Genomic DNA, 25,384 nt, shown 5'->3' with positions numbered 1-25,384 from the left:
CCGCCTGGGCGGTTTCGCGTTGGAGGTTGTCCCGGGTACCGCGGGGGAAGCGCAAGCTCGAGGGGAGGCCGTGCTCGAACGGACTACGCCCCGAAAGGCTTGCCAAGGATAAAAATGTTAGTCAACGCTATAAAGGTTTGGCCGCTGGGCGGCCGGCGGGATGTGCCCCGGGAGGTACGGAACGCGGATGTGAGAAATTATGCTCATTTGCGTTTCCAGCGGACACCGCCGTCCTTAGTGTCCTCGAGGAGTATACCACGATCCGCAAGCTGCTGGCGGATGCGGTCGGAAGCCGCGAAGTCGCGCCGTTTGCGGGCGGCGTTGCGCTCCGCGACCAGCGCTTCGATCTCCGCGTCGCCGGGGCCAGCGCTTTCCGCGCCATAGCCCAGCGCGCGCAGCTTTTCCGCATCGGTATCTGCGAGCACGGCGAACACGCGGTCGAATTTCGCCAGAAAGGTTTCCACCGCGGGCACGCCGCCGTGGCGGAATTCACCCTGGTCCATGGCGGTATTGGTCTCGCGCACCAGGTCGAAGGCCGCGGCCAGGGCCTGCGCCGTGTTCAGGTCGTCGGACAGCCCGGCGTCGAACTCTTCCTCCGCGCGCCCCACCCGCGCCACGAAGCCGGCCTGCTCTCCCGCGGGAAATTTTTCCTGGCGCAGGCGCGCGGCGAAGTTGCGCAGGCGCTCAACGGAGCTGGCCGCCTGCTGCAGGCCGTCGAAGGTGAAATTAAGCTGCTTGCGATACGGCACGCTGGCCAGGAGAAAGCGGATCGTCGAGGGCTTGCAGCCCTTGGCGAAGAGATCGCGCAGCGTATAGAAGTTGCCGAGCGACTTGGACATCTTCTCGCCTTCGACCAGCAGATGCTCGGCGTGCAGCCAGAAGCGCACGAAGGGCTTCCCTGTCGCGCCCTCGGACTGCGCGATTTCGTTTTCGTGGTGTGGAAAGGCCAGGTCGATTCCGCCGCTGTGGATGTCCAGGGTTTCGCCGAGATAGCGCATGGCCATCGCGGAGCACTCGATGTGCCATCCGGGCCGCCCCGGGCCGATGCGCGTCTCCCAGAAATGCTCGCCGGGCTTGGGCGCCTTCCACAGCGCAAAGTCCCGCGCGCTCTCCTTCTCGTAGCGGTCCACGTCCACGCGCGCCCCGGCCTGAATGCCGCTGACGTCGATCTTCGAGAGCTTGCCGTAGTCCGGAAATTTCGTGATGCGGTAGTAGATCGAGCCTTCGCTCTCGTAGGTATAGGACTTGGCGTGCAGCCGCTCGATCAGCTGCACCATATCCTCGATATGCTCGGTGGCTCGGACCCAGTGCTCGGGCGGCTCGATGCTCAGCGTGGCGCAATCGGCGAAGAAAGCCTGCGCGTATTTCTCGGTGTAATCGCGGATGCTGACGCCCGCCGCCGCCGCATTGGCGATGATGCGGTCGTCCACGTCGGTCAGGTTCATCACCTGCTTCATCGTGTAGCCGCGCAGCTCCAGGAAGCGCCGCAGGATGTCCTGAAAGACGAAGGTGCGGAAATTCCCGATGTGCGCGTAGTCGTACACCGTAGGCCCGCAGGTATACATGCGCACCTCGCCCGGGTGCCCGGTCACAAAGGGCTCGGTCTTCCCCGTCAGCGTGTTGTGCAGCCGGATTTCCGCCATGGCTCCCACAAAGCCTTCTTCTCCAACAAACAAAGAGAAGATTGTAGCCGACGCCTCCAAGCTGTAGCAAACTCTCTGCTCCCGGCTTGCGCACGCGCAATTGACGCTGGCACGCACCGGGGCTAGAGTCGTACCTCGTCTCTTCACCGGGAGGAATCTCCATGCCGCTCCGCCGCTCGCTCGGCCTGTGCACTGCCACCGCCCTGTTCGCTTTTTCCGGACTCGCGGGAACGCTGGCCGCGCAGGAAAAGCCCGCCGCCGGCGCGCGCCCGCCGCTGACCCCGGAAGCGGCGCTGAATCTGCGCACCCTCAGCGACCTGCAATTTTCGCCCGATGGCGCGCGGCTGGCCCTTGTCGTGACCGAGCCCCCTAAGGGCGAAGGGCGCGCGCACCACATCTGGGTCCTGGACAAGGCCAGCGGCGCCATGCGCCAGTTCACCTTTTCCGCGAAGTCCGAGACTTCGCCGCGCTGGTCGCCCGACGGCGCCGCACTGGCCTTCCTCTCCAACCGCGACGAGTTCGCCCAGATTTATCTGCTGCGCACCGCCGGTGGCGGCGAAGCCGCGGCGCTCACCAAGGGCAAGCGCAACATCACGAATTTCGCGTGGTCTCCGGACGGCAAGCAGATCGCTTTCCTCGCTCCCGATGCCAAGAGCGAGGCGGAAGAAAAGAAGGAGAAGGACAAGGACGACGCGCGCGCCGTAGACAAAGACGACAAGCGCCCCCGCCTGTGGCTGTTGAATGTGGCCAGCGGCGAAACGCGCGCGCTGACGGCCTCAAACTGGCAAGTGAGCGAAGTGGTCTGGCTTCCGGCCGGCGACACCTTGCTCATCGCCGCCACTGACCACCCGGAATCCGACCAGGAGACGCAGCGCATCTTCTCCGCCTCCGCCGCCGACGGCTCCTTGAAACAGATCGCCGCGCCGCGCGGCCCGTTCGGCAATCTGCGCGTCTCGCCGAGCGGCCAGATCCTCAGCTACATTGGCTGCCGCGAGGACGGCCCCGAGCCGCACGACCTGCTGCTGCAGCCCCTCAGCGGCGGCGCGGCGCGCAACGTGACCGGCGCGAGCCTCGACCGCCTGGTCTTCGACTATCGCTGGCGGCCGGACGGCGGCATCCTGGCGGTGGCCGCGGACGGCTTCCGCAATATTTTCGCGGCCATCGGCCCCACAGGGCTGCGCCAGGAGCTGCCCGCGCTGGCCACGAATCCCGGCCAGTTCGCGCTGGCATCCAGCGGCGAGGTGGCTTTCGCCGGGCAGACGGCCACCGAGCCGCAGGAACTCTGGCTCTGGGACCAGAAGTCCGCGCCACGCAAGCTTTCGCACTTCAATGACGCCTGGCAGCAGTACGCGCTCGCCAAGCCGGAGTATTACAAGTACATGAGCTTTGACGGCCTGGCCATCGAAGCCGCGCTGTTTAAACCCGCGGGCTACGACGGCAAATCCAAGCTGCCCCTGATTGCGTTGATCCACGGCGGCCCCACGGGCAACTGGGAAGACGCCATCGAAACCTGGGGCCAGCTTTTGGTGGCGCGCGGTTATGCTGTTTTCTATCCCAACATCCGCGGCTCCATCGGCTACGGACAGAAATTTGTGGAGAGCAACCGCGCCGACTGGGGCGGCGCGGATTTCAAGGACGTGATGGCCGGCGTGGACGACCTGGTGGCCCGCGGCATCGCCGATCCGGACAAACTGGGCATCGGCGGCTGGTCCTACGGCGGCTACATGGCCGAATGGGCGATTACCCAGACCACGCGCTTCAAGGCCGCCGTCTCCGGCGCGGGCATGGCCAACCTCATCTCCGAATACGGCACCGAAGAGCATCCCTCCTACGACGAGTGGTTCTGGGGCGTGCCCTACGAAAAGCCCGAAGGCTTCCTGAACAGCTCGCCCTTCCTTTACCTCAAGAACGCCAAAACAGCGACGCTGATCCTGCAGGGCGAGGAGGATACGATCGATCCGCTTGGCCAGAGCCAGGAGCTCTATCGCGGCCTGAAGCGCTACGGCGTTCCAACCGAGCTGGTGGTCTACCCGCGGGAGAACCACGGCTTCGTCGAGGAGAAGCACGTGCTCGACCGGCTGAAGCGCATCCTCGCCTGGTACGACAAATACATGAAGTGACTGTTGAGAGGTGTCAATCCTATAGTGTGGAATGCTTCAAAACACGCTCTGAGGATGGATCACCGGCCTCGGGAATAGAGAGTCATTCGCTCGCTGTTTCCACCGGCGAAGCCTCACGACCGATTTCTCACTTCCGGGTCAATGGATTCCCGGCCCGTTCAGTGCGGTGCAAGCGTGGAAGAAAAGCTGCCTTTCGCGGCGTTCTCGTACAGGTGAAGCAGTTGCGTGGCGCGCTTGAGCAATTCCGACGGCAGGTCGCCCGGTTGATAATCCACCCATGTGGTCGTGTAGGCGAGGTTTATTTTCCGCCCCGAGCAAACCATCTCCAGAGAGCCAAGACGGCTCAAGACTGTTTTGACTTCACCCAAGCCGCATTCCGGCAGCACCAGCAGGAAATCATCGTTTGCCAGGCGCACCGCAAAATCCGAGCCACGACACGCTTTCTTCAAGCGCCAGGCCAGCTCTTTTAGAGCCGCGTCTGTGGCCGATGGCCCGTAGCACTTTGTGATCTCGGCAAATTCATCGAGATGAATCGCGGCCAGGCTCAGCGAACTGTTCTGCCGCTTAGCGCGGGCAATCTCTTTGCCAAGCTGCTGCTCGATGAACGCGCGCGTGTGTAAGCCCGTCAGCGCATCGATGCTGGACAATTCGGAGAGTGGCCCAGCCGGCACTTCCTTCCCGGCGTCATCCCGGAATAGTTCCCTCCGCCGTCGCCGAAACGTCCATTGCCTGTAAACCAGCCAGCCGTCAAAGAGAAGAAGCAGACAGAGGATTCCCCACCGCGCCTGATCGGAGCGAATTTCGTAAAAATACTCGCTGTGCCGGAAATACGAGGGGATGGCGGTGAGCACAAAGGCCATCGCCGAAAGCACGGTCACCAGGAGCGCGGAGAGCCAAAGCCACCACTCGCTCCGCCCGAGCTGCCGCAGACTGGATTCCGCCTGTTGTGCGCGGAACGTCCCGGATCCCTCCAGAGGCGAGGGTTGGGTTTTGCTGGCGCGAAGACCCAGTGTTGATTCCATGGTTTTTATGGCAAGACTATTACAGTGTCCACCTTAGGCCGCGGCTGCAAAATGGGGCAACGAAAAAATGGTACAGGTTCCTTTTCCACGAGAACCTGCCCCAATGGTCAGTGCCACAGTCGTGGCTAAAGCTTCTGCGAGTGGCCATCTTCGCCTTCTTTGCGAGCGCGGGTGTTCTGCCGCGCCCCGGGTGCTCCACCCGCTGGTCAAGCTTTCCGTTGTCCGGTTAGCGTTTATCAGGCATGTTGTCGTGAACCCTAGCAAGACTACCCACAACCCCGTTTTTGGACTCGGATGTCGACAAACCACTTGTCCGGCAACCCGGCTAATCGGGACTTAGCCGAGCGGACGAACAGAAATTCACCAGTGCAAAACCAATTTCTAGACCCTGAGCCCATTCGAAGTAAAATCCAGCGGAATGTCTATCAGCAGCTACAGTGAAGAATCTCAACTTCCTGTGTTGCCGAAACTTACCGTCCTCGGTTCGCATCAAGATGACACCTTTACGCGAGTCTTTTCGCAGCCTGATAAGGCCCGGTTGAAGAGTAATCTATTGGGTGCGGACCGCAAAATTTCTTAAACGCTGCTCGTTTCCCGGGCCGTAGAATTTCGCAGTAGCGGAGGTTCTTGGGCTGCAGGGACGCCCTGGGGCATCCTTCTCCCTTGCGGCACGCGGTTTAGGGCTTAGGCCAGGCCGTTCTCATTCGCACTCATTCGAATTTTTAAAAGATGAGACAGGAGGAAGAATGAGAATGCAACTGGCAAAAGTATGCATGGTCGCGCTATCCATGGTTTCCGCTCCAGCCGTGGTCTCTCCCGGTCCGGGCGCGGGGGCCATCACCGGAAAAGTGACTTTTAGGGGAACTCCCGCAAGAGCCAAGCCCATTGACATGTCCAAGGAGCCGGTATGCGCCAAAATGCATCCGAAGGGGCTCCTGACGGACAACGTGGTCACCGGTCCCGGCAACACCCTGGGGAATGTCGTCGTGTACATTTCCGCCGGCGCGCCGGATAGCTCCGCGGCGCCCGCGACCTCCGTGAGTTTCGACCAGAAGGGCTGCCACTATACGACGCACGTGCTCGCGTTTCGCACGCGGCAGAATGTGGAGATCTCCAACAGCGACCCCTTATCGCACAATATCCACCCCCTCGCGAAAATCAACCGCGAGTGGAACCGGATCCAGCCACCCGAAACACCGCCCTTCTCCTACTCCTACGAGAATGAGGAGTTCATCCCCGTAAAGTGCAATATTCACGCGTGGATGAAGGCCTATTTTGTGGTCCTGAAGGCCAGCCACTTTGGGGTTACGGGAGAGGACGGCCTGTTTAGGCTGCCGGACCTGCCCCCCGGCAAGTACACCATCACCGCCTGGCACGAGACCTACGGCACGCAGAGCCAGGAAATCACCATCGCCGGCGACGAAACGCAAACGGTCAACTTCGTCTTTCCGGCAATCCCCTGACGAGAAGACTGCGGCAGGAGAGGACTAGGATACTCGAACACGCGGAAGGGAAAGAGGATTCCGAAGGCTGCGGCGCACAGGAAGCCCAACCGCCTTGCGCCGCAGGAAGTCCCCAGAGCCAGACAGGTTGCAGGCACCCGTCGCGAGTCCCGTTCTTGTGGCCTTTGCTCACTGCCTACAACATGTAGGGCAACCCTTTACAGGGAGAAAACTCCGTGCTAGTGTCTTGGCGTACCGCCATCCAAGCGCCAGGCGGCTGGGCCTCTGATCGAGAACCTGCCAAGTGTTTTTGCGAGCGACCCCGACCCGGTCGGGGTTGGCTTATCGCTCGAGCCACCCTCCAATAAGGGAATGAAGCGGCGTCTCTTTTCGCGCGCTTTCCGTGGGTCCCTGCCGGCGCGCAGCAGGACGCAAAGGGGTAAAAGTGCTTAAGCTGCGAAAAGTGGACATCGTTGGGTTTAAGTCCTTCTGCGAGCGGACTTCCGTCACGTTCAGCGGCAGCGGCATCACGTGTATCGTGGGGCCCAACGGCTGCGGCAAGTCCAACGTGGTGGACGCCATCTCCTGGGTGCTGGGCGAGCAGAGCCACAAATCGCTGCGCGCCGAGCGTATGGCCGACTGCATTTTCAATGGCACCACAAAGCGCCCGCCGCTGGGCCTGGCCGAAGTCACCATCACGATGGAAGATCCCGAGCTGGCGGAAGCCGCGCGGTTCGTCCTGGAAAGCCAGGCGCAGGAAGGCGAGGCGGCCAGCGTCCTCGGAGAAGAATCAGCCAGGACCGCCGACGTCACGGTTTCGGAAAGCGCCGAGCCTGTGGTGGAAACTGGCGCGGAAGCTGGCGCCGAAATCGCGGCCGACGACGCCGGGAAGTTCAAGCGCCGCAAGCGCGGCGCGGACAAGCCGGCACTGGTCACCCGGCCCGGCGAAGTGGTGGTCAGCCGGCGCCTGTACCGCTCGGGGCAGAGCGAATACCTGATCAACGGGCGGGTGGCGCGGCTGCGCGACATTCAGGAGATGTTCATGGGCGTGGGCCTGGGGCCGGACTCCTACGCCATCATCGAGCAGGGGCGCATCGGGCTGATCCTCTCGACCAAGCCGATGGAGCGGCGGGCGATCATCGAAGAGGCCGCCGGGGTCACCAAGTTCAAGACCAAGAAGCGGCTGGCGGAAGCCAAGCTGGAATCCTCCAAGGTCAATCTCTCGCGGGTCAACGACATCGTGGTGGAAGTGGAAAAGCAGCTGGGCTCGCTGAAGCGCCAGGCCTCGAAGGCCCGGCGATACGCGGAGGTGCGCGACCAGATGCGCGGCATCGTGCGGCAGATGCTGGCCAGCAAGGCCCGCGAACTGGACACGGAAGCCGAACGCCTGGCCGCGCAGCACGACGAGCTGCTGCGCTCGGAAACCGAGCGCGCCGCCGCGCTGCAACAGCAGGAGCAGGAGCAGGACCGCCTCAACCAGCGCATCTACGAGCTGGACGCCGAGATGCGCCAGAGCCAGAACCACCTGGGTCTGACCGCTCTGGAGCTGGACCGCGCGGAAAATCGCCTGGCCTTCAACCGCCAGCGCAATGAAGAGCTCGCCGGGCGCGGGCAGCAGATCGCCCAGGAAGCCGAACAGTCCGCGGCGCAAACCGCCGCGGTCCGCGCGCGCAGCCAGGAGCAGGAACAGACCGTGGCCGCAGTGCGTGCGGAAGCCGCGGAGCAGATGGCGCGCGTTGAAGAGTTCTCGCGCGGCGCCCAGACCCTCAGCGACGATACGCAGCAGGCGGAGCAGCGCATCGAGATGCTGCGCCGCTCCGCGGCGGCGGCCGGCGACGAGCTGACCCGGCTGCACGGCGAAGAGCGCCAGGCCGAAGAGGCCCTCTTGCACCGAGGCGAAGCCCTGCGCCGCCTGGAAGGCGGCGAGAGCGAGCTGCTGGAAGGCTCCATCCGCCTGCGCGACGATGCCGGCCACGCCGCCAGCGAGCGTGACAGCGCCGCCGGCAACCTGCGCCAGCTCGAGCAGCAGGCTGCCGAGCTCCAGGCGCGCATCGCCGGGCTGCGCAGCCAGCGCAGCAGCACGGAAACCACAGCGGCCGCCCTGCGCGATTCCCTGGCCGCGGTGCGCGCGCGCCGCCAGACGCTGGAACAGATTCTCAACGATCACTCCTACACCGCCGAGGCCGTGAAGAAGCTCTTCGCCATGCCCCAGGGCGGCAATGCCGGGACAGGCCGCGACTTCCACGCCGTCGGGGTGCTCGCGGATTACGCCGAAGTCGAGCAGCAGTACGAAGTCGCCGTCGAGCAGTTTCTCCGCGAGGAGCTGCAGTACGTGGTGGTGAAGACCTACGACCACGCCCGGGCGGGCATCTCCCTGCTGCGCGAGGAGGTGGGCGGACGCGCCACCTTCTTTGTCGACTCCCTGCGCAACCTGGAGATTTCGGACTCCGCTCCGGTCCGGCCGTTCCGCGCGGAAGACGGCGTCATCGGCCGCCTCGACAAGCTCGTGGAATTCCGCGATCCGCTGGGCCCGGCGGCCAAGCAGTTTTTGCCGCGGCTGCACACGGCCTTTCTGACGGACAGCGCCGCGGTCGCCGAAAGGCTGGCGCGCGAATATCCGCAGTACTCCTTCGTCCTGCCCGACGGCACCTGCTACCAGGGCCGCATGGTCAGCGGCGGGCGCCCCGACGCGGCCGGCCCGCTGGGCATGAAGCGCGAGCTGCGCGCCCTGGAAACGGAAATCGGGGAGTGCGAGCAGAAGTCCGCGGAAGCCCAGGCGGCCATCGAAGCGATCGCCGCGGAGCTGCGCGGCGCTGAAGCGTCACTGGAAGAGCTGGCCGCCAAGCAGCGCGAAGCCGAACGCGCGGTCTTTGCCGCTACGCACCGCTACCAGCAGATGCAGAACGACCTGGCGCGGCTGAGCCTGGAGCTCACCGTCTGCCAGGAAGACCTCACGCGCATCCGCCGCGACGTCGAAGCCGCCAAGCTGCGCGCCGCAAGCGCCCGCGAACAACACGCCGTGGCCGCCGCCAGCCGCGCCGCCGCCGAGGCCGAAAGCACGCGCCTGGTGGCCGAGCTGGCTGGCATGCGCCTGTCAATCCAGGCATCTCAGGAACATCTCGCCGCAGCCCGCGCCGAACAGGCCGCGCTCGCCGAACGCCTGACGGCCGCGGAGTCTCTGGCCGCGCGGCTTGAGGACGAACGTCTGGAGAACGAGCGCCGCGAAGCGGCTCTCCGCCAGCAACTCGCGGCCATGGACGAAGAGGCCGCCGCGCTGGTACGCCAGAACGAGGAAGTTGGGCAGCAGCTCGAGGGGCTGCGCAGCGAAAAGCTGCGCCTGGAAGCGCGCCAGAAAGAACTCGAGCAGGAATGGGAAAGCGCGCGCACGCGCGTCACCCAGACCGAAGACCACCTGCGCATGGGCCGGCAGTCCCTGCAGGAACTGCGCGAGGCCCGCAGCCACGCCGAAGTGGACCGCGCGCGCAACGACTCCGACCGCCAACACCTGCGCGAGACCTGCCTGGCCGAGGTCAACGCCCATCCCGAAGACCTCCTGGCCCAGGAAGTGGCGTTCCTCAGCGGTGAAGAGCTCGCCGCCGCAGAGACCAGCTACCGGGAGATGAAGGCGCGCATCGAGGCCATGGGGCCGGTGAATATGATGGCCCTCGAGGAATACAACGAGTGCGAGCAGCGCTTCACCTTCCTCACCCGCGAGCGCGACGACCTGCTGCAGTCCATCGTGGACACCCAGCAGGCCATCCGCGAGCTGGACGAAGCGTGCCGCGAAAAATTCGAGACCGCCTTCCGAGAGATCAACCGCGGCTTCTCCGATGCCTTTCACACCATCTTCGGCGGGGGCATGGCGGAGATGCGCCTGACCGAGCCGGATAGTTCCGGCGACGCGGGCATCGACATCGTGGCCTCGCCCCCGGGCAAGCGGCTGCAGAACGTGCTGCTGCTCTCCGGCGGCGAAAAGGCCATGACCGCGCTGGCATTGCTGATCGCTATTTTCCGTTACCAGCCCAGCCCCTTCTGCATCCTGGACGAAGTGGACGCGCCGCTGGACGAAGCCAACGTGGGGCGCTTCACGCGGCTGGTGGATCAGATGAGCTCGCTGACGCAGTTCATTATCGTCACCCATAACCGGCGCACCATGGAGATGGGCTCGGTGCTCTACGGGGTCACGATGCAGGAGCCCGGCGTCTCCAAGCTCGTCAGCGTGCGCTGGGAAGGCACAGAGACCGAGGCGCCCGCGCCGAAGAGGGCCGCGGCTGCTTCCGCGGCTTAATTTTTCGTTACATCTTTCGTGACACAGCCAAGCTTGCTGGCTTTGAGCTTGCATGATGCGGCTGTGCCGTGTGACGGGGCGCGAAATTTTGCACAGCCCGAAATGTCCGTGCCCGCGCCCCGCCTTTCCCTGGGCGCAAACCTGCGCTAGAATACCGTCCACTTTCCCGGGGTAGACAATTCCGTGGCGACAGCTCCAGCACAACGCGTTCTCCGCGAGACCCACTTCCCGGGCCTCACGCCCGTAGCGCGCGGCAAGGTCCGCGACATCTACGATCTGGGCGAGCGCCTGCTCATCGTGGCCACGGACCGCCTCTCGGCCTTCGACGTCATTCTGCCCACCGGCATTCCGGACAAGGGGCGGGTCCTGACACAGCTTTCCCTGTTCTGGTTCAACCTGCTGCGCGATGTCACTCCCAATCACGTCCTCAGCGGCACCGAGCTTCCTCCGCCTTTCGACGCCTTCCGCGCCGATCTGGCGGGGCGCACCATGCTGGTGCGCAAGACCAAGCCGCTGCCGATCGAATGCGTCGTGCGCGGCTACCTCTCGGGTTCCGGCTGGAAGGATTACCAGGCCAGCGGCGAGCTCTGCGGCATCCCGCTGCCCGCCGGGTTGCGCGAATCCGACCGCCTGCCCGAGCCCATCTTCACCCCGGCCACCAAAGCCGTTTCCGGCCACGATGAAAATATCCCCTTCGCGCAGGCGGCGGCGCTGGTCGGCGCAACGCTGGCGGAGCGCGTGCGCGCTATCAGCCTGGAGATCTACCGGCGCGCCGCGGCCTACGCCGAGCCCCGCGGCATCATCCTCGCGGACAGCAAATTCGAATTCGGGCTGTTGGGCAACGAACTCATCTGGATCGACGAAGCGCTGACCCCGGACTCCTCGCGCTTCTGGCCAGCCGCGCAGTACAAGCCCGGCGGGGCGCAGCCCTCTTTCGACAAACAGTACGTGCGCGATTATCTCGAGCGTATCGGCTGGAACAAACAGGCCCCCGGCCCGGAACTACCCGACGACGTGGTGGCCGGCACACGGGCCAAATACCGCGAGGCGTACCGGATTCTGACCGGGCGCGAGCTGGACTAAACAGGATTCTTAAGCGGCGCGGAGCGGACGAATTCTGTGCGGAGCGTGATCACGTGAAAGACCAATTGGAAGGGCTCGTCAGCCAAATGGTGGAGCACGGCATCCTGTTCGAGGAAGCCGTCGGGGAATTCGAAAAGCGCTTTATCAAGCACGTCCTCGAACACGCCAAAGGCAATCAGTGCCGCGCCGCGCAGATACTGGGGATTCACCGCAACACCCTCAGCCGGAAAATCGGCGAATACAAGCTGGACCCGCGCCGCCGCACACGCTGACCCACGCACCCCGGTAACGCCGGCGTCCCTAAAAACAAAAACGGCTCCGGCACTGCCGGAGCCGTTTTTCATTCTGAGGCGAAGCTGCGCGGTTTAGTGCCCCGGCTTCTTCGTTGCCGGGCGGCGCACGGGTTTCTTTACGGGAGCCTTCTTTTCCGCCGGGATGTCCTCGGGGTTCACCTTGGCTTTATCCCAGTGCAGCAGGAAGGCCGGATCGGGATCGTAGGAGGTCAACGTGCCCGTGAAGTGCACCAAGCTGTCCTTTTCCAGGCGCACCGCTTCCGGCTGCCCGGTTACTTTCACTTCCATGTTGGCCGTGGTGGTGGCTTCGAACTCCGCATCGCTGGTCACGAATGCCACCTCGAGCGTGGCCCCATCCGCGGTTGGCGTCACTCCGATGAGCTTTCCCGGCACGCCCGGAAATTCCAGACCGCAGGAAGCCAGCCAGGTGACCTTGCCCTTGTCGCCGCCGGCCTTGAGGTCCGCCAGCACCGAGGCGATGGTCATGTCCTTGCGTGCAGCTTCCAGATCCGCCGCGCTCGGCAGCTTATAGCTCGCCGGACGCTCCGCGGAGCTGCCCGCCAGCGCCACCAGTTCGTTCATCTGCGCGTCCAGCAAATTCTCGCAGGTGGACTGCTGGTAATTGAGCATTTGCGTGCGCAGGTATTTCCGCACCTGGGCCTCGCTGGGGCCCTTCAGGGACACCGAATGGGCCAAGGCCCAGAAAGCATCCATCTGCTGGGGCGGGGTCATCGCGAGATACGCCACGCCCAGCCGGAACCACGTCACCGCCTCGTTGGGCGTCAACTCCAGAGTGGCCTTGTAGTACTGCACCGCGCCGGGATAGTCCTTGGCGATCATCGAGGCTGCCGCCGCGGTGTAGTTGAACAAGATGGTCGCCGGCCGCTTCTGCTCCGCAAAGGTCTTCTCATCCACGTTGTCCGGCTTCTTGATCTCGGCAACCGTCTTCAGTCCGGCGATGGCGGCATCGCGCGCCTTCTGCCCCTGTTCCACGGCCGTGGGATCCTTGTCAGTGAGATTGAGGTTGTTGAAGACGAAGGCCCGCGCGTAGTAGGCCTTGTAGCGCATGGCGCTGTCGACCTTGTCCCCCAGCGTCAGCAGCTTATCCACGTATTCGATGGCCTTGGGGTAGTTCCGCTGCGCACTGTAATTCTGATAGTACAGCTCGTAGACGTAGGTCAGCAGCGCGGAATTGGGGTACTTCGCGACAAAATCATCCAGCAGCTTGATCTGCTGCGCCGGCACCTTCTCGCTGGCCGCCGCAGTATAGGTATTATACTCCGCCATCGTGTACGGCTGCTTGCCGGCCGTCGCCTGCGCGTGCGCGCTGGAGAACAGGCCTCCCGCAAGGGTCAAAACAAGCGCAGCGGCAAGCGCGGCAACTGCCAGTCTTCGTGTTCCGTTCATCCCTAGTCTCCTCGATCAAACAATCGTTTGGGGATCGGTCCAGCTCTGCGCCGGGAGATGATTCCAGCGGGAATCACATCGGCCGGGAAAACTGCAGAATTATAGGGAAGCTGCGGAAACTCCGCAAGCCCGTTACCCTGCAGCAAACCACTTCTTGCGTGGGTTACTCCAGCGGTATACGGTTTCCCTTTCCTTCGGCGCACCTCCGGGGCTTCAACTGCCTGGATGGTAGGATGAGTTTCGCACAAAAAGAGTGGTCTGCGCGAGGGGGAATGTTATGTCGGAGAAGATGATGCGCACTATACACGCTTCCGGCTCCGGCCCCCTTTCCGGAGAAGTTGCCCTGGTTACCGGCGGCAGCCGCGGCATCGGTCGGGCCATCGCCTTGCGCTTGGCATCGCTGGGCGCTGCCGTGGCCGTCTGCGGGCGGGACGCCGCCGCGTTGCAGTCCAGCGAAGCGGCCCTGCGCGCCACTGGCGTTCCTGCTTTCTCGTGCATCGCCGACGTCACCCGCGCCGCGGACACCGAACGCCTCGCCGCCGAAAGCCAGGCCGCCCTCGGCCCCGTCAGCATCCTGGTCAACAACGCCGGCCTCGGTCTCTTCGGCCCGGCACACGAGCGCAGCGAAGAGGAGTGGGACCGCATCCTGGACACCAACCTCAAAGGCGTCTTCCTGGTCTCCCGCGCAGTGGTCCCCACGATGATCGCCCGCCGCAAAGGGCACATCCTCAACATCAGCTCGCTCGCCGGGAAAAATACCTTTGCCAACGGAGGCTTGTACTGCGCCTCCAAGTGGGGCCTGCAGGGGCTCTCCGGGTGCATGGCCGAAGACCTGCGCGAGTACGGCATCCGCGTGAGCACCGTCTGCCCGGGCAGCGTGGCCACGGAGTTCTCCCCGCGGACCGACCGGGACCGGACCAAACTGCTGCAGGCGGAGGACGTGGCGCACGTGGTGGAGATGCTGGTGACGCAGGGCCCGCAAAGCTTCGTGAGCGAAGTGCAGATGCGCCCGCTGCACAAACCGTAGGGGGGCCGTAAGCAGAAGGACCGTAGGCGGGGGCCGCCGGCGGGGATTCTTTTTCTGTTGCCAATAGTCGTTATAACGAGTATTATGCCGCCATGGACCCGCGCTCCCCGCACACGCCCCTGCCCCGCGAGGAAGAGGTCTTCGTCAGCTTCCAGCGCGCCGCCGACTGGCTGCTCCAGGGCGTCGAGCGCCTGCTCAAGCCGCACGGCCTCTCCCCGGCCCAGTACAACGTTCTGCGCATTCTGCGCGGCGCCGGCCCGGAGGGCCTCAGCTGCCGCGAAGTCGCCGCGCGCATGGTTACGCGCGATCCGGACATGACCCGCCTGCTTGACCGGCTCGAAAAGCAGGGGCTCCTTTCCCGGGAGCGCCGGAAAGACGACCGGCGCGTAGTGACCACCCGGATAACGCCGCAGGGCCTGGAGCTCCTCCAGCGGCTGGACCAGCCGCTGCGCGAGCTGCACCGCCGCCAGCTACGGCACATCCCCGCAGCGCGTCTGAAAACCCTTGCCGGGCTGCTCGAGGAAGTGCGCGCTCGCGCGCCGCGATAGCCGCACCTGCGCCATGCGCCCAGCGCGCAGCCCGGAGAATTCTGACGACGAAAGGAAGGCACATGGAAAACCCGGCAACGAACGATTTCCCCATCCACGAACTGCTGCGGCGCCGCTGGAGCCCCCGGGCCTTCGCGGACAAGCGCGTCCCGGCCGCGGAGCTTTGCAGCCTGTTCGAAGCGGCGCGGTGGGCGCTCTCCTGCTTCAACGACCAGCCCTGGGCCTATCTCGTCGCCACCAAAGAGTACCCGGAAGAATACCAGCGCATGCTCTCCATCCTGATAGAGTGGAACCAGGCCTGGGCCGCTGCGGCGCCGGTCCTCGCGCTCTCCGTCGCGCGCACCAGCTTCCACCACAACGGCAAGCCCAACCGTCACGCCCTGCATGACGTGGGCGCGGCCAGCACCAGCCTGGCCCTGGAAGCCACCGCCCGCGGGCTTTTCATCCACCAGATGGGCGGATTCGACGCCGATAAAGCCCGCGCAACGTTCCATATCCCGGACGGCTGGGAACCCGTCGCCGCCATCGCCATCGGCTATGCTGGCGACCCCGCTTCCCTGCCGGAAAACCTGCGCCAGCGCGAACTGGAGCCGCGGAGCCGCAAGCCCCTTTCCGAGTTCGTCATGTCGGGCACGTGGGGAAACATCTCCCCGCTCGTTCCCAGCGGGAAGAAAGGGTAATCGCGTTTCATGCACGGCCCGCTCGAATTTCTACTGAAACACGGCTCGCTGGTTCTCTTCGTCTGGGTCTTTGCCGAACAGCTCGGCCTGCCGCTGCCGGCGATCCCGCTGCTGCTGGCGGCGGGCGCGCTGGCCGGAGCGGGGCGCTTGAGTCTGGCAGTCTCGCTGATCACCGCGGTTTGCGGGGCGCTCCTCGCCGACGTGCTCTGGTACGAACTGGGCCGCCGCCGCGGGAATCGCGTCCTGCAGTGGCTCTGCCGCATTTCGCTCGAGCCCGATTCCTGCGTCCGCCGGACCGAAGGCGTCTTCGCCCGGCACGGCGCGCGCTCCCTGCTGGTGGCCAAATTCCTCCCGGGATTGAGCACCGTGGCTCCGCCCCTGGCCGGGATTTTCGGCATGCAGCCGGCGCGCTTTCTGCTTTTCGACGCGGCGGGCGCGCTATTCTGGGCCGGGAGCTTCCTGGGGCTGGGTTATGCTTTCAGCGGACAACTGGAAAGCGTTGCCGAGCGCGCACTCTCGCTGGGCGGGGCCTTGCTTGTTCTGCTGGCCGGCGCTCTGGCCGCCTACATTGGCTGGAAATTCATTGCCCGGCAGCGCTTCCTCCGCGAGCTGCGCATTGCGCGGATCACCCCCGAGGAATTGAAAGAAAAGCTCGAGGCCGGCGAAGAGATGGTGATCGTGGACCTGCGCCACGCCCTGGATTTCGACGCCGCTCCAGAAACGATTCCCGGCGCACTGCACATGGACGCGCAGGAACTGCAGGAGAGGAACGAACGGCTGCCGCGCGACCGCGAGGTCATCCTCTACTGTACTTGACCCAACGAAGCCACGAGCGCCCGTGTGGCGCTGCTCCTCAAGAAACAGGGCATCGCGCGCATCCGTCCGCTGCAGGGCGGGCTCGGCGCCTGGCGCGCGCGCGGCTATCCGCTCTCTTCCGCGGGGAGATCCTCCCCCGCGGAACGCTCGCCGCAAGGCTAGGGGGAGCAAACGCAGGACTTACAGCCGCGGCAGGACGATTCCCTGTTGCGACTGGTATTTGCCTTTCTTGTCCTTGTAGGAGACTTCGCAGTCCTCGTCGGAGAGGAAGAAGACCACCTGGCAGAGTCCTTCATTGGCGTAGATCTTGGCCGGCAGCGGCGTGGTGTTGCTGATCTCCAGGGTCACGAAGCCCTCCCATTCCGGCTCAAAGGGCGTGACGTTGACGATGATCCCGCAGCGCGCGTAGGTGGACTTGCCCACGCATAGCGTCAGGACGTTGCGCGGGATGCGGAAATATTCGATGGAGCGCGCCAGCGCGAAGGAATTCGGCGGGATGATGCACACGTCGCCCTTGAAATCCACCAGCGAGCGGGGATCGAAATGCTTGGGATCCACGATGGTGGAGTTCACGTTGGTGAAGATGCGGAACTCGTCGGCCACGCGGATGTCGTAGCCGTAGGACGATACGCCGTAGCTGATCACCCCTTCGCGCATCTGGCGGTCCGTGAACGGCTCAATCATCTTGTGTTCCAACGCCATGCGGCGAATCCAGCGATCCGGCTTGACCGACATCCGTACCTCCCGTGGCTCTCAGCGAAGAATGGTGTGCTGCAAAAAGAAGCGCAGTGTAGTACACAGGGCACGTCTTGACAACCCGGAACTCAGCAACTAGCATCGGGTTCGCCGCGGTCCGGGGAGGACTCTGTGATCAAGCTGGACATCGTCAACGCCGTCGTGACCCGCACGAATATCAGCCGCACCAAGGCCGAACAGGCCGTGGAAACCATCTTTGAGGCGCTCAAGAGCGCCCTGGGCCGCGGCCAGCGCATCGAGCTGCGCCGCTTCGGCGTCTTCAGCGTCAAGCCGCGCAAGACCGGCATCGGGCGCAACCCCCGCACCGGGGAAGAAGTGAGCATCCCCCCGGGCAAGGCCGTGCGCTTCAAGCCCGGCAAAGAACTGCAAGGCATCTAAGGCGCGGCGGCGCTCGCCGCGGCGCACACCGCAAGGCGCTTACCCGGCTCCCTCCTCCGCGCCGTTCCCGGCGCGGCCGAAGAAAAGCGCACCCGCCTCTCCGCCGCCCCCGCACTTCCCTTCGAACTTACCGTTGACCCCGGCTGCAGGGACGGTATGATTATTTTTTGGCTGTCTCCACTGCACAATCTGAAGCGAAGGAGAGTCGCTACCCGTGGAACACGAGATGCATCACGAAGGCGGACATGAGTCGGATCCGGCCGGGCAAAGGATCGGCATCATGGCCGCGGTCATCGGCGTGTTTCTCGCCGTGGTTACCATCCAGTCCCACCGCTCGCATACCCAGGCGGTGATCGTGCGCACCGAAGCCAACGACCAGTGGTCCTTCTATCAGGCCAAGAAGATCAAAGGTCACAACCTCGAGCTCGGGCGCGACCTCCTCAGCAACCTTCCGCTCACCGAGAAATCCGCCGCCCTCATCGAGCGCTACAAGATCGAAATGGAGCGCTACGCCGAAGAAGCCAAGGAGATCCAGAAAGAGGCGCAGACGAAGGAAAAAGAATGCGTGCTGGCGGAAAAGCAGGCCCTGCGCTTCGACCTCGGCGAGGGCTTTCTCGAGCTCGGCCTCGTGCTCTGTTCGCTGTACTTCATTTCCAAGAAGAAGCTTTTTCCCGTGCTCGGAGTCATTTCCGCCACCTCGGGCGTAGCTGTCTCGATCACCGGATTCCTGTTGCACTAGCTGCGTGCTGCAATTAGTTTTTGGACCGTCCTCCTAAGGTACCGGCGGATTTTGCCGGGGCCGGAGGATCTCAACTGTCAGTCTCTGCACCGCTTCACGCAAACTGCCAGTTGCTTTTCGCCAATCGTTTCGCCGGGAGATGCATGAGCACACTGATTCGTACCTTACGGCTGCGCGACCTCCTCCTGCTGTTCGTCGGATCGGTCATCGGCTCCGGCATCTTCCTCACCCCCGGCATCATTCTCCGCCAGGTGGACCGCTCCGTCGGCGCCGCCATGCTGGTGTGGATCATCGGCGGCATCCTTTCGCTGCTCGGCGCGCTCACCTATGCCGAGCTGGCGGCCACGAATCCCTCCGCCGGCGGCCTTTACTGCTTCATCCGCGACGGCTTTGGCCGCCCCCTGGCCTTTCTCTACGGCTGGTGCCTCTTCCTGGTCATTGCCAGCGGCTCGGTGGCCGCGCTGGCCCGGGCCTTCAGCCGCTACCTCGCCGAAGTCATTCCCCTCTCCAGCGGCGGCACCACCGCTGCCGCCGTCCTGATGATCGGGGTGGTCACCGCGGTCAACGTCTGGGGCACGCGAAAAAGTTCCGACCTGCAGAACTGGACCACGCTCATCAAGGTGCTGATCATCGTCATCCTGAGCGCCGTGCTGCTCTCCCTGGGCCACCATGCCGCGGATCTACCCCCGGCGCTCGTTTCCCACCAGCACGGCTTCTCGCTGCTCTCCAGCTTCGGCCTGGCCATGATTACCGTCCTGTGGGCCTACGAAGGCTGGCAGTTCGGCACTTACAGCGCAGGCGAAGTCCTGGATCCGCAGAAAAGTTTTCCCCGCGCGTTTCTCTCCGGCTCGCTCGTTCTCTCCGGCCTCTATCTGATTGCCGTGCTCGCCTATCTCGTCGCGCTGGGCCCCGCCGCGGCGGCCGCCAGCGACACCATCGCCGCCACGTCCATCGCCGCCGTCCTCGGCCCCTGGGCCGGCCGCATCGTGGCCCTCACCATCCTGATTTCCACCTTCAGCGCCGCCAACAGCGTTATCCTCACCGCCCCGCGCGTCTTCTTCGCCATGGCCCAGGACAATCTGTTCTTCAAGAAGCTCGCCGTGGTGCACCCCAAGTTCCGCACCCCCGCCGCCGCGGTCATCAGCCTGGGTGTGTGGTCGGCCCTGCTGGCCTGCGCGGGAAAATTCACCGAGCTGATCGGCGGGGTCATCTTCATCGGCTGGATCTTCTACGGCCTGGGCGCCGCCAGCATCTTCCCGTTGCGCCGCGCCAACGGCGCCAAAGCCATTCCCTACCGCGTCCCCTTCTATCCCTGGACGCCGCTGCTCTTTGTGATTGTCGCCGCCGCCCTGGTCGGCAACGCCGTCTACGTCGCGCTGCGCGATCCCCAGGGCTTCGCCAACATCGCCATCGCCATCGGACTTTTCGCCCTCGGTCTCCCCGCCTACTTCTTCTGGCACAAACGCGCGGCCTGAAAATTTCAGGGGGGCTGTATCTCGAGCGTCTCGGGAAAACTTCGGCAGGCGCCACAACGGCAAGTTGCCGGCCTGTCGGGCGCCGCTACAAAAGAAGACCACAGCAGGCCTACAACAGACTCAGCGGATCCATATCCACCAGCACGGCGGTGCGCGGAATCTCCTGCGCCGCGCAGAAGGCCAGGGTCTGCTGCAGGAGGTTGGTCAGCAGCGAACGCTTCGGCGACTTCAGCAGAAACTGAAAGCGGTGCTCCTTCTTAATGCGCGCCAGCGGCGCGGCCGCCGGCCCCAGCACCTTCACGCCCTGGCCGTCGTGCGGCGCGAAGAACTCGCCGAGCTTGCGCGACCAGCGGATGGCATTTTCCAAGGAGGTGTCGCGCACGAGGATATTGGCCAGCGCGGTGAAGGGCGGATAGCCCATCATGCGGCGGAAGTGCAGCTCGCGCTCGAAGAACGCCTCGTAGTCCTGCTGCGCGGCGTCGCGGATCGCGTAGTGCTCAGGATAGAAGGTCTGCACCAGCACGCGGCCGGGCAACTCGCCGCGCCCCGCGCGGCCCGCCACCTGCGTCAGCAGTTGAAAGGCGCGCTCGGCGGCGCGGAAGTCCGGCAGGCTCAGGGTGGAGTCCGCGGAGACCACGCCGACCAGCGTCACGCGCTGGAAGTCGTGCCCTTTGGCCAGCATCTGCGTGCCCACCAGAATATCCAGCGCGCCGCCGGCGAACGCCGCCAGGGTCTCCTGATACTGGCGCTTGGTGCGCGCCGTGTCGCGGTCCAGCCGCCCCACGCGCGCCCCGGGAAACTCCTTGCGCAGGCGTTCTTCCAGCTGCTCCGAGCCTTCCCCGAAATAGTGCAGGTACTGCGACGCGCACTTCGGGCACTTCTTCGGCACGGGCTGCATGGCGCCGCAGTAGTGGCACTCCAGGCGGTTGCGCTGCTTGTGATAGGTAAGCGAGATGCTGCAGTTCGCGCACTGCACCGAAAGCCCGCAACTCCGGCACAGCACGAACCAGGAATAGCCCCGGCGGTTGATGAGGATCAGCGCCTGGGTCTTCGCCGCCAGGCACTCTTCGATGCCGCGCCGCAGCCCGCCCGAGATCGGACTGGTGTTGTGCGATTCGCGGAAGTCGTCGCGCAGGTCCACGATCTCCACCGGCGCCATGGGGCGGTTTTCCACGCGGCCGCCCAGGCGCAGCAACTGGTACTTTCCCGAGCGCGCGTGGTGAAAGCTTTCGAGCGACGGCGTGGCCGAACCCAGCAGCACCGCGGCCTTCTCCCGCTGGGCGCGCACGATGGCCACATCGCGCCCGTGATAGCGCGGCGTCTCTTCCTGCTTGTAGCTGCCCTCCTGCTCCTCATCGACGATGAGCAGGCCCAGGTTTTCCAGCGGCGCGAAGACCGCCGAGCGCGTCCCCACCACCACGCGGGCCTCGCCATTGCGCACCCGCCACCATTCGCGGGCGCGCTCGGTGTCGCTCAGCGCCGAATGCAGCACGGCCACGCCTTCGAAGCGCGCCCCGAACCACGAGCGGCACAGCCGCCCGATCCACAGCGTCAGCGCAATCTCCGGCACCAGGACGATGGCCGTCTTGCCCCGCGCCAGCGTCTCCTGCACGCAGCGCAGGTACACTTCCGTCTTCCCGCTGCCGGTGACGCCGAAGAGCAGGCTCACGCCGAATTCCCCCGCATCCAGCCGCGCGCGAATCGCCGCGGCCGCCGCCGCCTGCCCTTCGTTGAGCTCGTGGGCCGGGGGTGTGAAGCCCGCATCGAAGGGATCTTCGCCCGGATCGATGGGCTCTTCCCAGCTCTCGAGCAACCCCTGCTTCACCAGGCGCTCGATCACCGCGCGCGTCACGTGCGCCACGCGCAACAGCACCGGCAGCGGCAGCGGCCCGCGCTCCACTTCCAGTATCTGCCGGATGCGCTCCTCTTTTTCCGCCAGGTGCGTCAGACTCTCCGCTGCCCCGCTCTTCCAGGCGATCACGCGCTGCAGCCGGCGTTTCGTCCCGACCAGGCCTTCCTGCAATTGCAGCAGGCCGCGGCGCAGCAGCCGGGCGGCCAGCGTTTTCTTCTCTTCCTGCTTCGGCAGCACGGCAAATCCCGCGCGCTTCTCCCCGCGCTCCACTTCCTGCAACGTGTCCAGTTCGTCCGCGGAGAGGCCGCCCTCTGGGCCTTCGGCAATTGCCGCGCGCCCCGCCCGCGTGAGCCGCAGCTCCTGCCGCGAGCGCAGTTCCGTCACCGGCGGGAGCATGGCGCGAAAGACTTCGCCCGGGGGAGCGAGGTAGTAGCTGGTGATCCACTGGCCGAGTTCCATCAGGGAGGGAGGCAGCGCCGGCAGGAGATCGAGCAGCTGGGTGATGGGCCGCATCTGCGCCGTGGCCGGTGGCTGCGTACCCAGCGCCACCACCACGCCCACGAAGGTGCGCCGCCGGAAGGGCACCAGCACCCGGCTACCCACGCGCACGGTCTCCGCCATCTCCCGCGGCACGGCATAGGTGAAGAGGGAGGCCAGCGGCACCGGCAACGCCACATCGCAGTACAGTTCGCTCATTGCGCGTTGTAGTTTAGCAGGATTGGCAGCGGCGGCTTCTCCCGCAGGAGCAGCGCGGCAGACAGGCCACGGAGAATTGCCATGCCGGCTACGCCGGCTTGCCCTTCCTGGGAGCCAGGCCGAGCACGGCCATGACTTTCTGCAGGTCTTTCCAGACGTCGGCCTTGGCGGCCGGGTTGCGCAGCAGGTAGGCGGGATGATAGGTGGCCATGAACTTCCTGCCGCGGAACTCCTGCCACTCTCCGCGGTACTGGGAGATTCCGCGCTCGGTGTTGAGCAGGGTGCGCGAGGCCGTGGCTCCCAGGCCCACGATCACTTTCGGCGCGATCGCGTCGATCTGCCGCACCAGGTAGGGCGAGCAAATCTCCACTTCGTCCTTTTCCGGCTGGCGATTCTCCGGCGGGCGGCACTTCACCACGTTGCAGATGTACACGTCCTGCCGCGCCAGGCCCATGGCCTCGATCATCTGCGTCAGCAGCTTCCCGGCGCGGCCCACGAACGGCAGTCCCTGCACATCTTCGTCGTGCCCCGGCCCTTCGCCCACAAAGACCAGCTCGGCGCGCGGATTGCCGTCGCCGAAGACGATCTTGCTGCGCTGGCGGCACAGCTTGCAGCGCTGACAGTCCTCGCCGATCTCCGCGCGGATTTTTACCAGCGAATCGCCGGCCACGCGCGCGGCGGATTCGAAGAGCGAGAGCGCCGGGGGAGTGAAAAGCACAGCGGCCTTCGGCACGGCAGGGCTGGAATGGGATGTTGCGGGTGCGGCAGAGCGCTTCGCCAAGATCTCTTCCTTTTCCGGGACAGCAGCGGATGGGGATTCGTATGCGACAGATTCTTCCACGGGGGCTTCCACGGAAAGCTCAATGGACGGCAATTCCGGCTCGGCCGCGGCGGCCGCCGCAGCCCGGCCCCGATAGAACAGAGTGATTCCGATGTCCTCGTAGTAGCGGAGGCGCTGGGTCAGCTTTTCGCGGAGTGCTTCGTCGAGGCGGGCGGGCATGATCGCTTCAGGCCTGCGAGCGCCGAGCCACCGGCGCCAGGCGCGGCGTGGCGCGCAGCCGCAGCACTTCGTCGAGGATGCGCTGGGCGACTTCGAATTTGCTCATCTGCGGCAGCGCGCTCTCGCGCTCGTCGCGGGCGAACAGCGTCACGACGTTGGTGTCCTGGTCGAAGCCCGCGCCCGGTGCGCTCACGTCGTTGGCCACGATCAGGTCGGCGTTCTTGGCCGCCAGCTTCTTGCGCGCGTTTTCCGCCAGGTGTTCGGTCTCCGCCGCGAAGCCCACCAGCACCCGCTGGCCCTTCTGCCGCGCCACGTCCGCGAGGATGTCCGGAGTCGGTTCGAGAGAAATCGTGAGCGGCGCCTTGTTGCGCTTCATCTTCTGCGTCCGCTTCTCCGCCGGACGGTAATCCGCCACGGCCGCCGCGAAAACCGCCGCCGTGCACGACGGGAATTTCTCCAGCACCGCGCGGTGCATCTCTTCCGCCGTGCGCACGCTCACCCGCTCCATGCCCTCGGGAGCCGCCAGCGCCACCGGCCCGCTCACCAGAATCACGCGGGCGCCGCGGCGCGCCGCCGCTTCGGCCACCGCATAACCCATTTTCCCCGAGGAGCGGTTGGTCAGATAGCGCACCGGATCGAGGTCTTCGCAGGTCGGCCCGGCAGTCACCAGCACGGTCTCCCCCTGGAGATCATGCTTCAGCTGCAGCGCCTCGCGCACCGCCGCCAGAATCTCGTCGATTTCCGCCAGCCGCCCCGCTCCGGTCATCCCGCAGGCCAGGTAGCCTTCGCCGGGCTCCACGATGCGCACGCCCCGCGCCCGCAGCATCGCGACATTTTCCTGCGTGGCCGCGTGCTGCCACATGTTCACGTTCATCGCCGGGGCCACCACGACCGGCGCCGTCGCCGCCAGGTACAGCGTGGAAAGGAAATCGTCAGCCAGGCCGCGTGCGAATTTCGCAAGAGTCTCCGCGGTGGCTGGAGCCACCAGCAGCAGGTCCGTGCGTTGCGCGACGGCGATGTGTTCGATGGCGCTGTCGAGATTGGGGGGGCCGCCGGAGTCGGCGGCGAACAGCTCGGTGATTACTTTCTGTCCGGTGAGCGCGGCGAAGGTCAGCGGGGTGATGAACTCCCGCGCGCTGCGGGTCATCACCACCTGCACGGAGAAGCCCTCCTGCTGCAGACGGCGCGCCAGTTCGGCGGCCTTGTAGGCCGCCACGCCGCCGGTCACGCCCAGGGTGATGCGCATCCCGCCTCCGCGCGCGGCTACTTCCGGCGCTTGCTTTCCTTGTCATCTTCTGCCGGAACTTCCGGCAGTTCGAACTCCAGCAGACCGTGATCGAGTTCTTCCAGGGCGACGCGCGTCGCCTTCTGCGTGTGGGGATTATCCAGGAGCGGCGGGGCGCCGGCCATGAGCTGGCGCGCGCGGCGTGCCGCGATGACGACATAGGCAAACTTGCTTTCTGGTGCTTTGGACTGCGCGCTCATCTCAATCTTTCCCTCCGAACGAGGCAAGAAGCTCTTGAACCCGGACGCGGTTGCGCGCGCTGGCACAGCGCAGCGCCACTACGATGGCCTGCACTTCGCGTCCCGCGCGCTCCACGTCGTCATTCACCACGCAATAATCATAATACCGGCCGAACGCCTGAATCTCATCCCGCGCCTGCCCCAGCCGCCGCCGGATTTCGTCTTCGGAATCCTGCCCCCGGCTGCGCAGCCGCCGCTCCAACTCTTCCCGCGACGGCGGCAAGATAAAGATGGCCACCGCTTCCGGCAGCTTCTCCTTCACCTGCGCCGCGCCTTGCACGTCAATCTCCAGCACCAGGTCCTTGCGCGTCGCCCGCGACTTCTCGAGCCACTTGCGCGGCGTGCCGTAGGAGTGCTTGCCGAAGACCCGCGCGTACTCAAGAAATTCGCCGCGCCGGACCATGGCCTCAAACTCGGCTTCTCCAATAAAATCATAGCACTTCCCGCTGCTCTCGGTCGCGCGCCGGGGGCGCGTCGTGCAGGAGATCGAGGGCATCGTATCTTCCAGCTCCAGGATGCGCTGCACCAGTGTAGATTTTCCCGATCCCGAAGGACCCGACACGATCAGCACCATCGGCTCGACCTGGCTCCCCGC

General features: G+C 65.1%; 21 protein-coding genes. 12 read left to right on the top strand and 9 right to left on the bottom strand.

Features of this window, described 5'->3' with window-relative positions:
• Positions 1-203: 203 nt before the first annotated feature.
• Positions 204-1,643 carry a cysteine--tRNA ligase gene (gene cysS / locus LAN61_04740; protein ID MBZ5539813.1) on the bottom strand — a complete coding sequence of 480 codons (1,440 nt, stop codon included), beginning with the start codon at positions 1,641-1,643 and terminating at the stop codon, positions 204-206.
• A gap of 161 nt (positions 1,644-1,804) precedes the next feature.
• On the opposite strand from cysS, the gene LAN61_04735 reads away from it, so the two are divergent.
• The gene (locus tag LAN61_04735; GenBank protein MBZ5539812.1) at positions 1,805-3,763 is read left to right on the top strand and encodes a S9 family peptidase; all 1,959 of its coding nucleotides are present in this window, start codon (positions 1,805-1,807) and stop codon (positions 3,761-3,763) included.
• A 158-nt stretch (positions 3,764-3,921) separates the two neighbouring features.
• Here LAN61_04735 and LAN61_04730 read toward each other — a convergent pair whose 3' ends face one another.
• On the bottom strand, positions 3,922-4,641 hold the full coding sequence (locus tag LAN61_04730) for a GGDEF domain-containing protein (GenBank protein MBZ5539811.1): 720 nt from the start codon (positions 4,639-4,641) through the stop codon (positions 3,922-3,924).
• 890 nt (positions 4,642-5,531) lie between these two features.
• On the opposite strand from LAN61_04730, the gene LAN61_04725 reads away from it, so the two are divergent.
• The 4 genes from LAN61_04725 to LAN61_04710 all read left to right on the top strand — a co-directional run bounded on the left by LAN61_04725 (position 5,532) and on the right by LAN61_04710 (position 11,870).
• On the top strand, positions 5,532-6,248 hold the full coding sequence (locus LAN61_04725; GenBank protein ID MBZ5539810.1) for a carboxypeptidase regulatory-like domain-containing protein: 717 nt from the start codon (positions 5,532-5,534) through the stop codon (positions 6,246-6,248).
• A 424-nt stretch (positions 6,249-6,672) separates the two neighbouring features.
• Entirely contained in the window at positions 6,673-10,515 is a 3,843-nt protein-coding gene (smc, locus tag LAN61_04720; GenBank protein ID MBZ5539809.1) for a chromosome segregation protein SMC, read from the top strand.
• 183 nt (positions 10,516-10,698) lie between these two features.
• Positions 10,699-11,598: a phosphoribosylaminoimidazolesuccinocarboxamide synthase gene (locus LAN61_04715; protein ID MBZ5539808.1), complete on the top strand. Its 900-nt coding sequence runs from the start codon at positions 10,699-10,701 to the stop codon at positions 11,596-11,598.
• A gap of 53 nt (positions 11,599-11,651) precedes the next feature.
• Positions 11,652-11,870 (top strand): histidine kinase, encoded by a 219-nt coding sequence (locus LAN61_04710; protein ID MBZ5539807.1) that lies wholly within the window; start codon positions 11,652-11,654, stop codon positions 11,868-11,870.
• A gap of 93 nt (positions 11,871-11,963) precedes the next feature.
• Here the strand turns inward: LAN61_04710 and LAN61_04705 are convergent, their stop codons facing one another.
• Positions 11,964-13,298, bottom strand: coding sequence for a hypothetical protein (locus tag LAN61_04705; GenBank protein MBZ5539806.1), 1,335 nt, complete (start codon positions 13,296-13,298; stop codon positions 11,964-11,966).
• A gap of 289 nt (positions 13,299-13,587) precedes the next feature.
• Between LAN61_04705 and LAN61_04700 the strand changes: the two genes are divergently transcribed.
• From LAN61_04700 to LAN61_04685, 4 genes are all read left to right on the top strand, one after another.
• Positions 13,588-14,325 carry an SDR family NAD(P)-dependent oxidoreductase gene (locus tag LAN61_04700; protein MBZ5539805.1) on the top strand — a complete coding sequence of 246 codons (738 nt, stop codon included), beginning with the start codon at positions 13,588-13,590 and terminating at the stop codon, positions 14,323-14,325.
• A 92-nt stretch (positions 14,326-14,417) separates the two neighbouring features.
• Complete coding sequence (locus LAN61_04695) at positions 14,418-14,873, top strand: MarR family transcriptional regulator (GenBank protein ID MBZ5539804.1); 456 nt, start codon at positions 14,418-14,420, stop codon at positions 14,871-14,873.
• Between the two features lie 62 nt (positions 14,874-14,935).
• The gene (locus tag LAN61_04690) at positions 14,936-15,553 is read left to right on the top strand and encodes a nitroreductase family protein (GenBank protein MBZ5539803.1); all 618 of its coding nucleotides are present in this window, start codon (positions 14,936-14,938) and stop codon (positions 15,551-15,553) included.
• Positions 15,554-15,562: 9 nt separating this feature from the next.
• Complete coding sequence (locus tag LAN61_04685; protein ID MBZ5539802.1) at positions 15,563-16,531, top strand: DedA family protein/thiosulfate sulfurtransferase GlpE; 969 nt, start codon at positions 15,563-15,565, stop codon at positions 16,529-16,531.
• Between the two features lie 18 nt (positions 16,532-16,549).
• Here the strand turns inward: LAN61_04685 and dcd are convergent, their stop codons facing one another.
• On the bottom strand, positions 16,550-17,104 hold the full coding sequence (gene dcd, locus LAN61_04680; GenBank protein ID MBZ5539801.1) for a dCTP deaminase: 555 nt from the start codon (positions 17,102-17,104) through the stop codon (positions 16,550-16,552).
• Positions 17,105-17,236: 132 nt separating this feature from the next.
• On the opposite strand from dcd, the gene LAN61_04675 reads away from it, so the two are divergent.
• The 3 genes from LAN61_04675 to LAN61_04665 all read left to right on the top strand — a co-directional run bounded on the left by LAN61_04675 (position 17,237) and on the right by LAN61_04665 (position 19,717).
• Complete coding sequence (locus LAN61_04675) at positions 17,237-17,503, top strand: integration host factor subunit beta (GenBank protein MBZ5539800.1); 267 nt, start codon at positions 17,237-17,239, stop codon at positions 17,501-17,503.
• Positions 17,504-17,717: 214 nt separating this feature from the next.
• Complete coding sequence (locus tag LAN61_04670; GenBank protein MBZ5539799.1) at positions 17,718-18,242, top strand: DUF4337 domain-containing protein; 525 nt, start codon at positions 17,718-17,720, stop codon at positions 18,240-18,242.
• Between the two features lie 143 nt (positions 18,243-18,385).
• Positions 18,386-19,717 carry an amino acid permease gene (locus LAN61_04665; GenBank protein ID MBZ5539798.1) on the top strand — a complete coding sequence of 444 codons (1,332 nt, stop codon included), beginning with the start codon at positions 18,386-18,388 and terminating at the stop codon, positions 19,715-19,717.
• Between the two features lie 109 nt (positions 19,718-19,826).
• Here the strand turns inward: LAN61_04665 and priA are convergent, their stop codons facing one another.
• From priA to gmk, 5 genes are all read right to left on the bottom strand, one after another.
• A complete protein-coding gene (gene priA, locus LAN61_04660; GenBank protein ID MBZ5539797.1) occupies positions 19,827-22,265 on the bottom strand; it encodes a primosomal protein N' in 2,439 nt (812 codons plus the stop codon).
• Between the two features lie 88 nt (positions 22,266-22,353).
• Entirely contained in the window at positions 22,354-23,265 is a 912-nt protein-coding gene (locus LAN61_04655) for a uracil-DNA glycosylase (protein MBZ5539796.1), read from the bottom strand.
• A 7-nt stretch (positions 23,266-23,272) separates the two neighbouring features.
• The gene (gene coaBC, locus LAN61_04650; protein ID MBZ5539795.1) at positions 23,273-24,511 is read right to left on the bottom strand and encodes a bifunctional phosphopantothenoylcysteine decarboxylase/phosphopantothenate--cysteine ligase CoaBC; all 1,239 of its coding nucleotides are present in this window, start codon (positions 24,509-24,511) and stop codon (positions 23,273-23,275) included.
• A gap of 17 nt (positions 24,512-24,528) precedes the next feature.
• Complete coding sequence (rpoZ, locus tag LAN61_04645; protein MBZ5539794.1) at positions 24,529-24,750, bottom strand: DNA-directed RNA polymerase subunit omega; 222 nt, start codon at positions 24,748-24,750, stop codon at positions 24,529-24,531.
• A gap of 1 nt (position 24,751) precedes the next feature.
• The gene (gmk, locus tag LAN61_04640; protein ID MBZ5539793.1) at positions 24,752-25,363 is read right to left on the bottom strand and encodes a guanylate kinase; all 612 of its coding nucleotides are present in this window, start codon (positions 25,361-25,363) and stop codon (positions 24,752-24,754) included.
• Positions 25,364-25,384 lie beyond the last annotated feature (21 nt).

The organism is Terriglobia bacterium (genome assembly GCA_020072785.1).
Lineage (GTDB): Bacteria > Acidobacteriota > Terriglobia > Acidiferrales > UBA7541 > Acidiferrum.
Note: the sequence above shows the minus strand (reverse complement) of the source record. Positions and strands in the feature narration are given on the sequence as shown.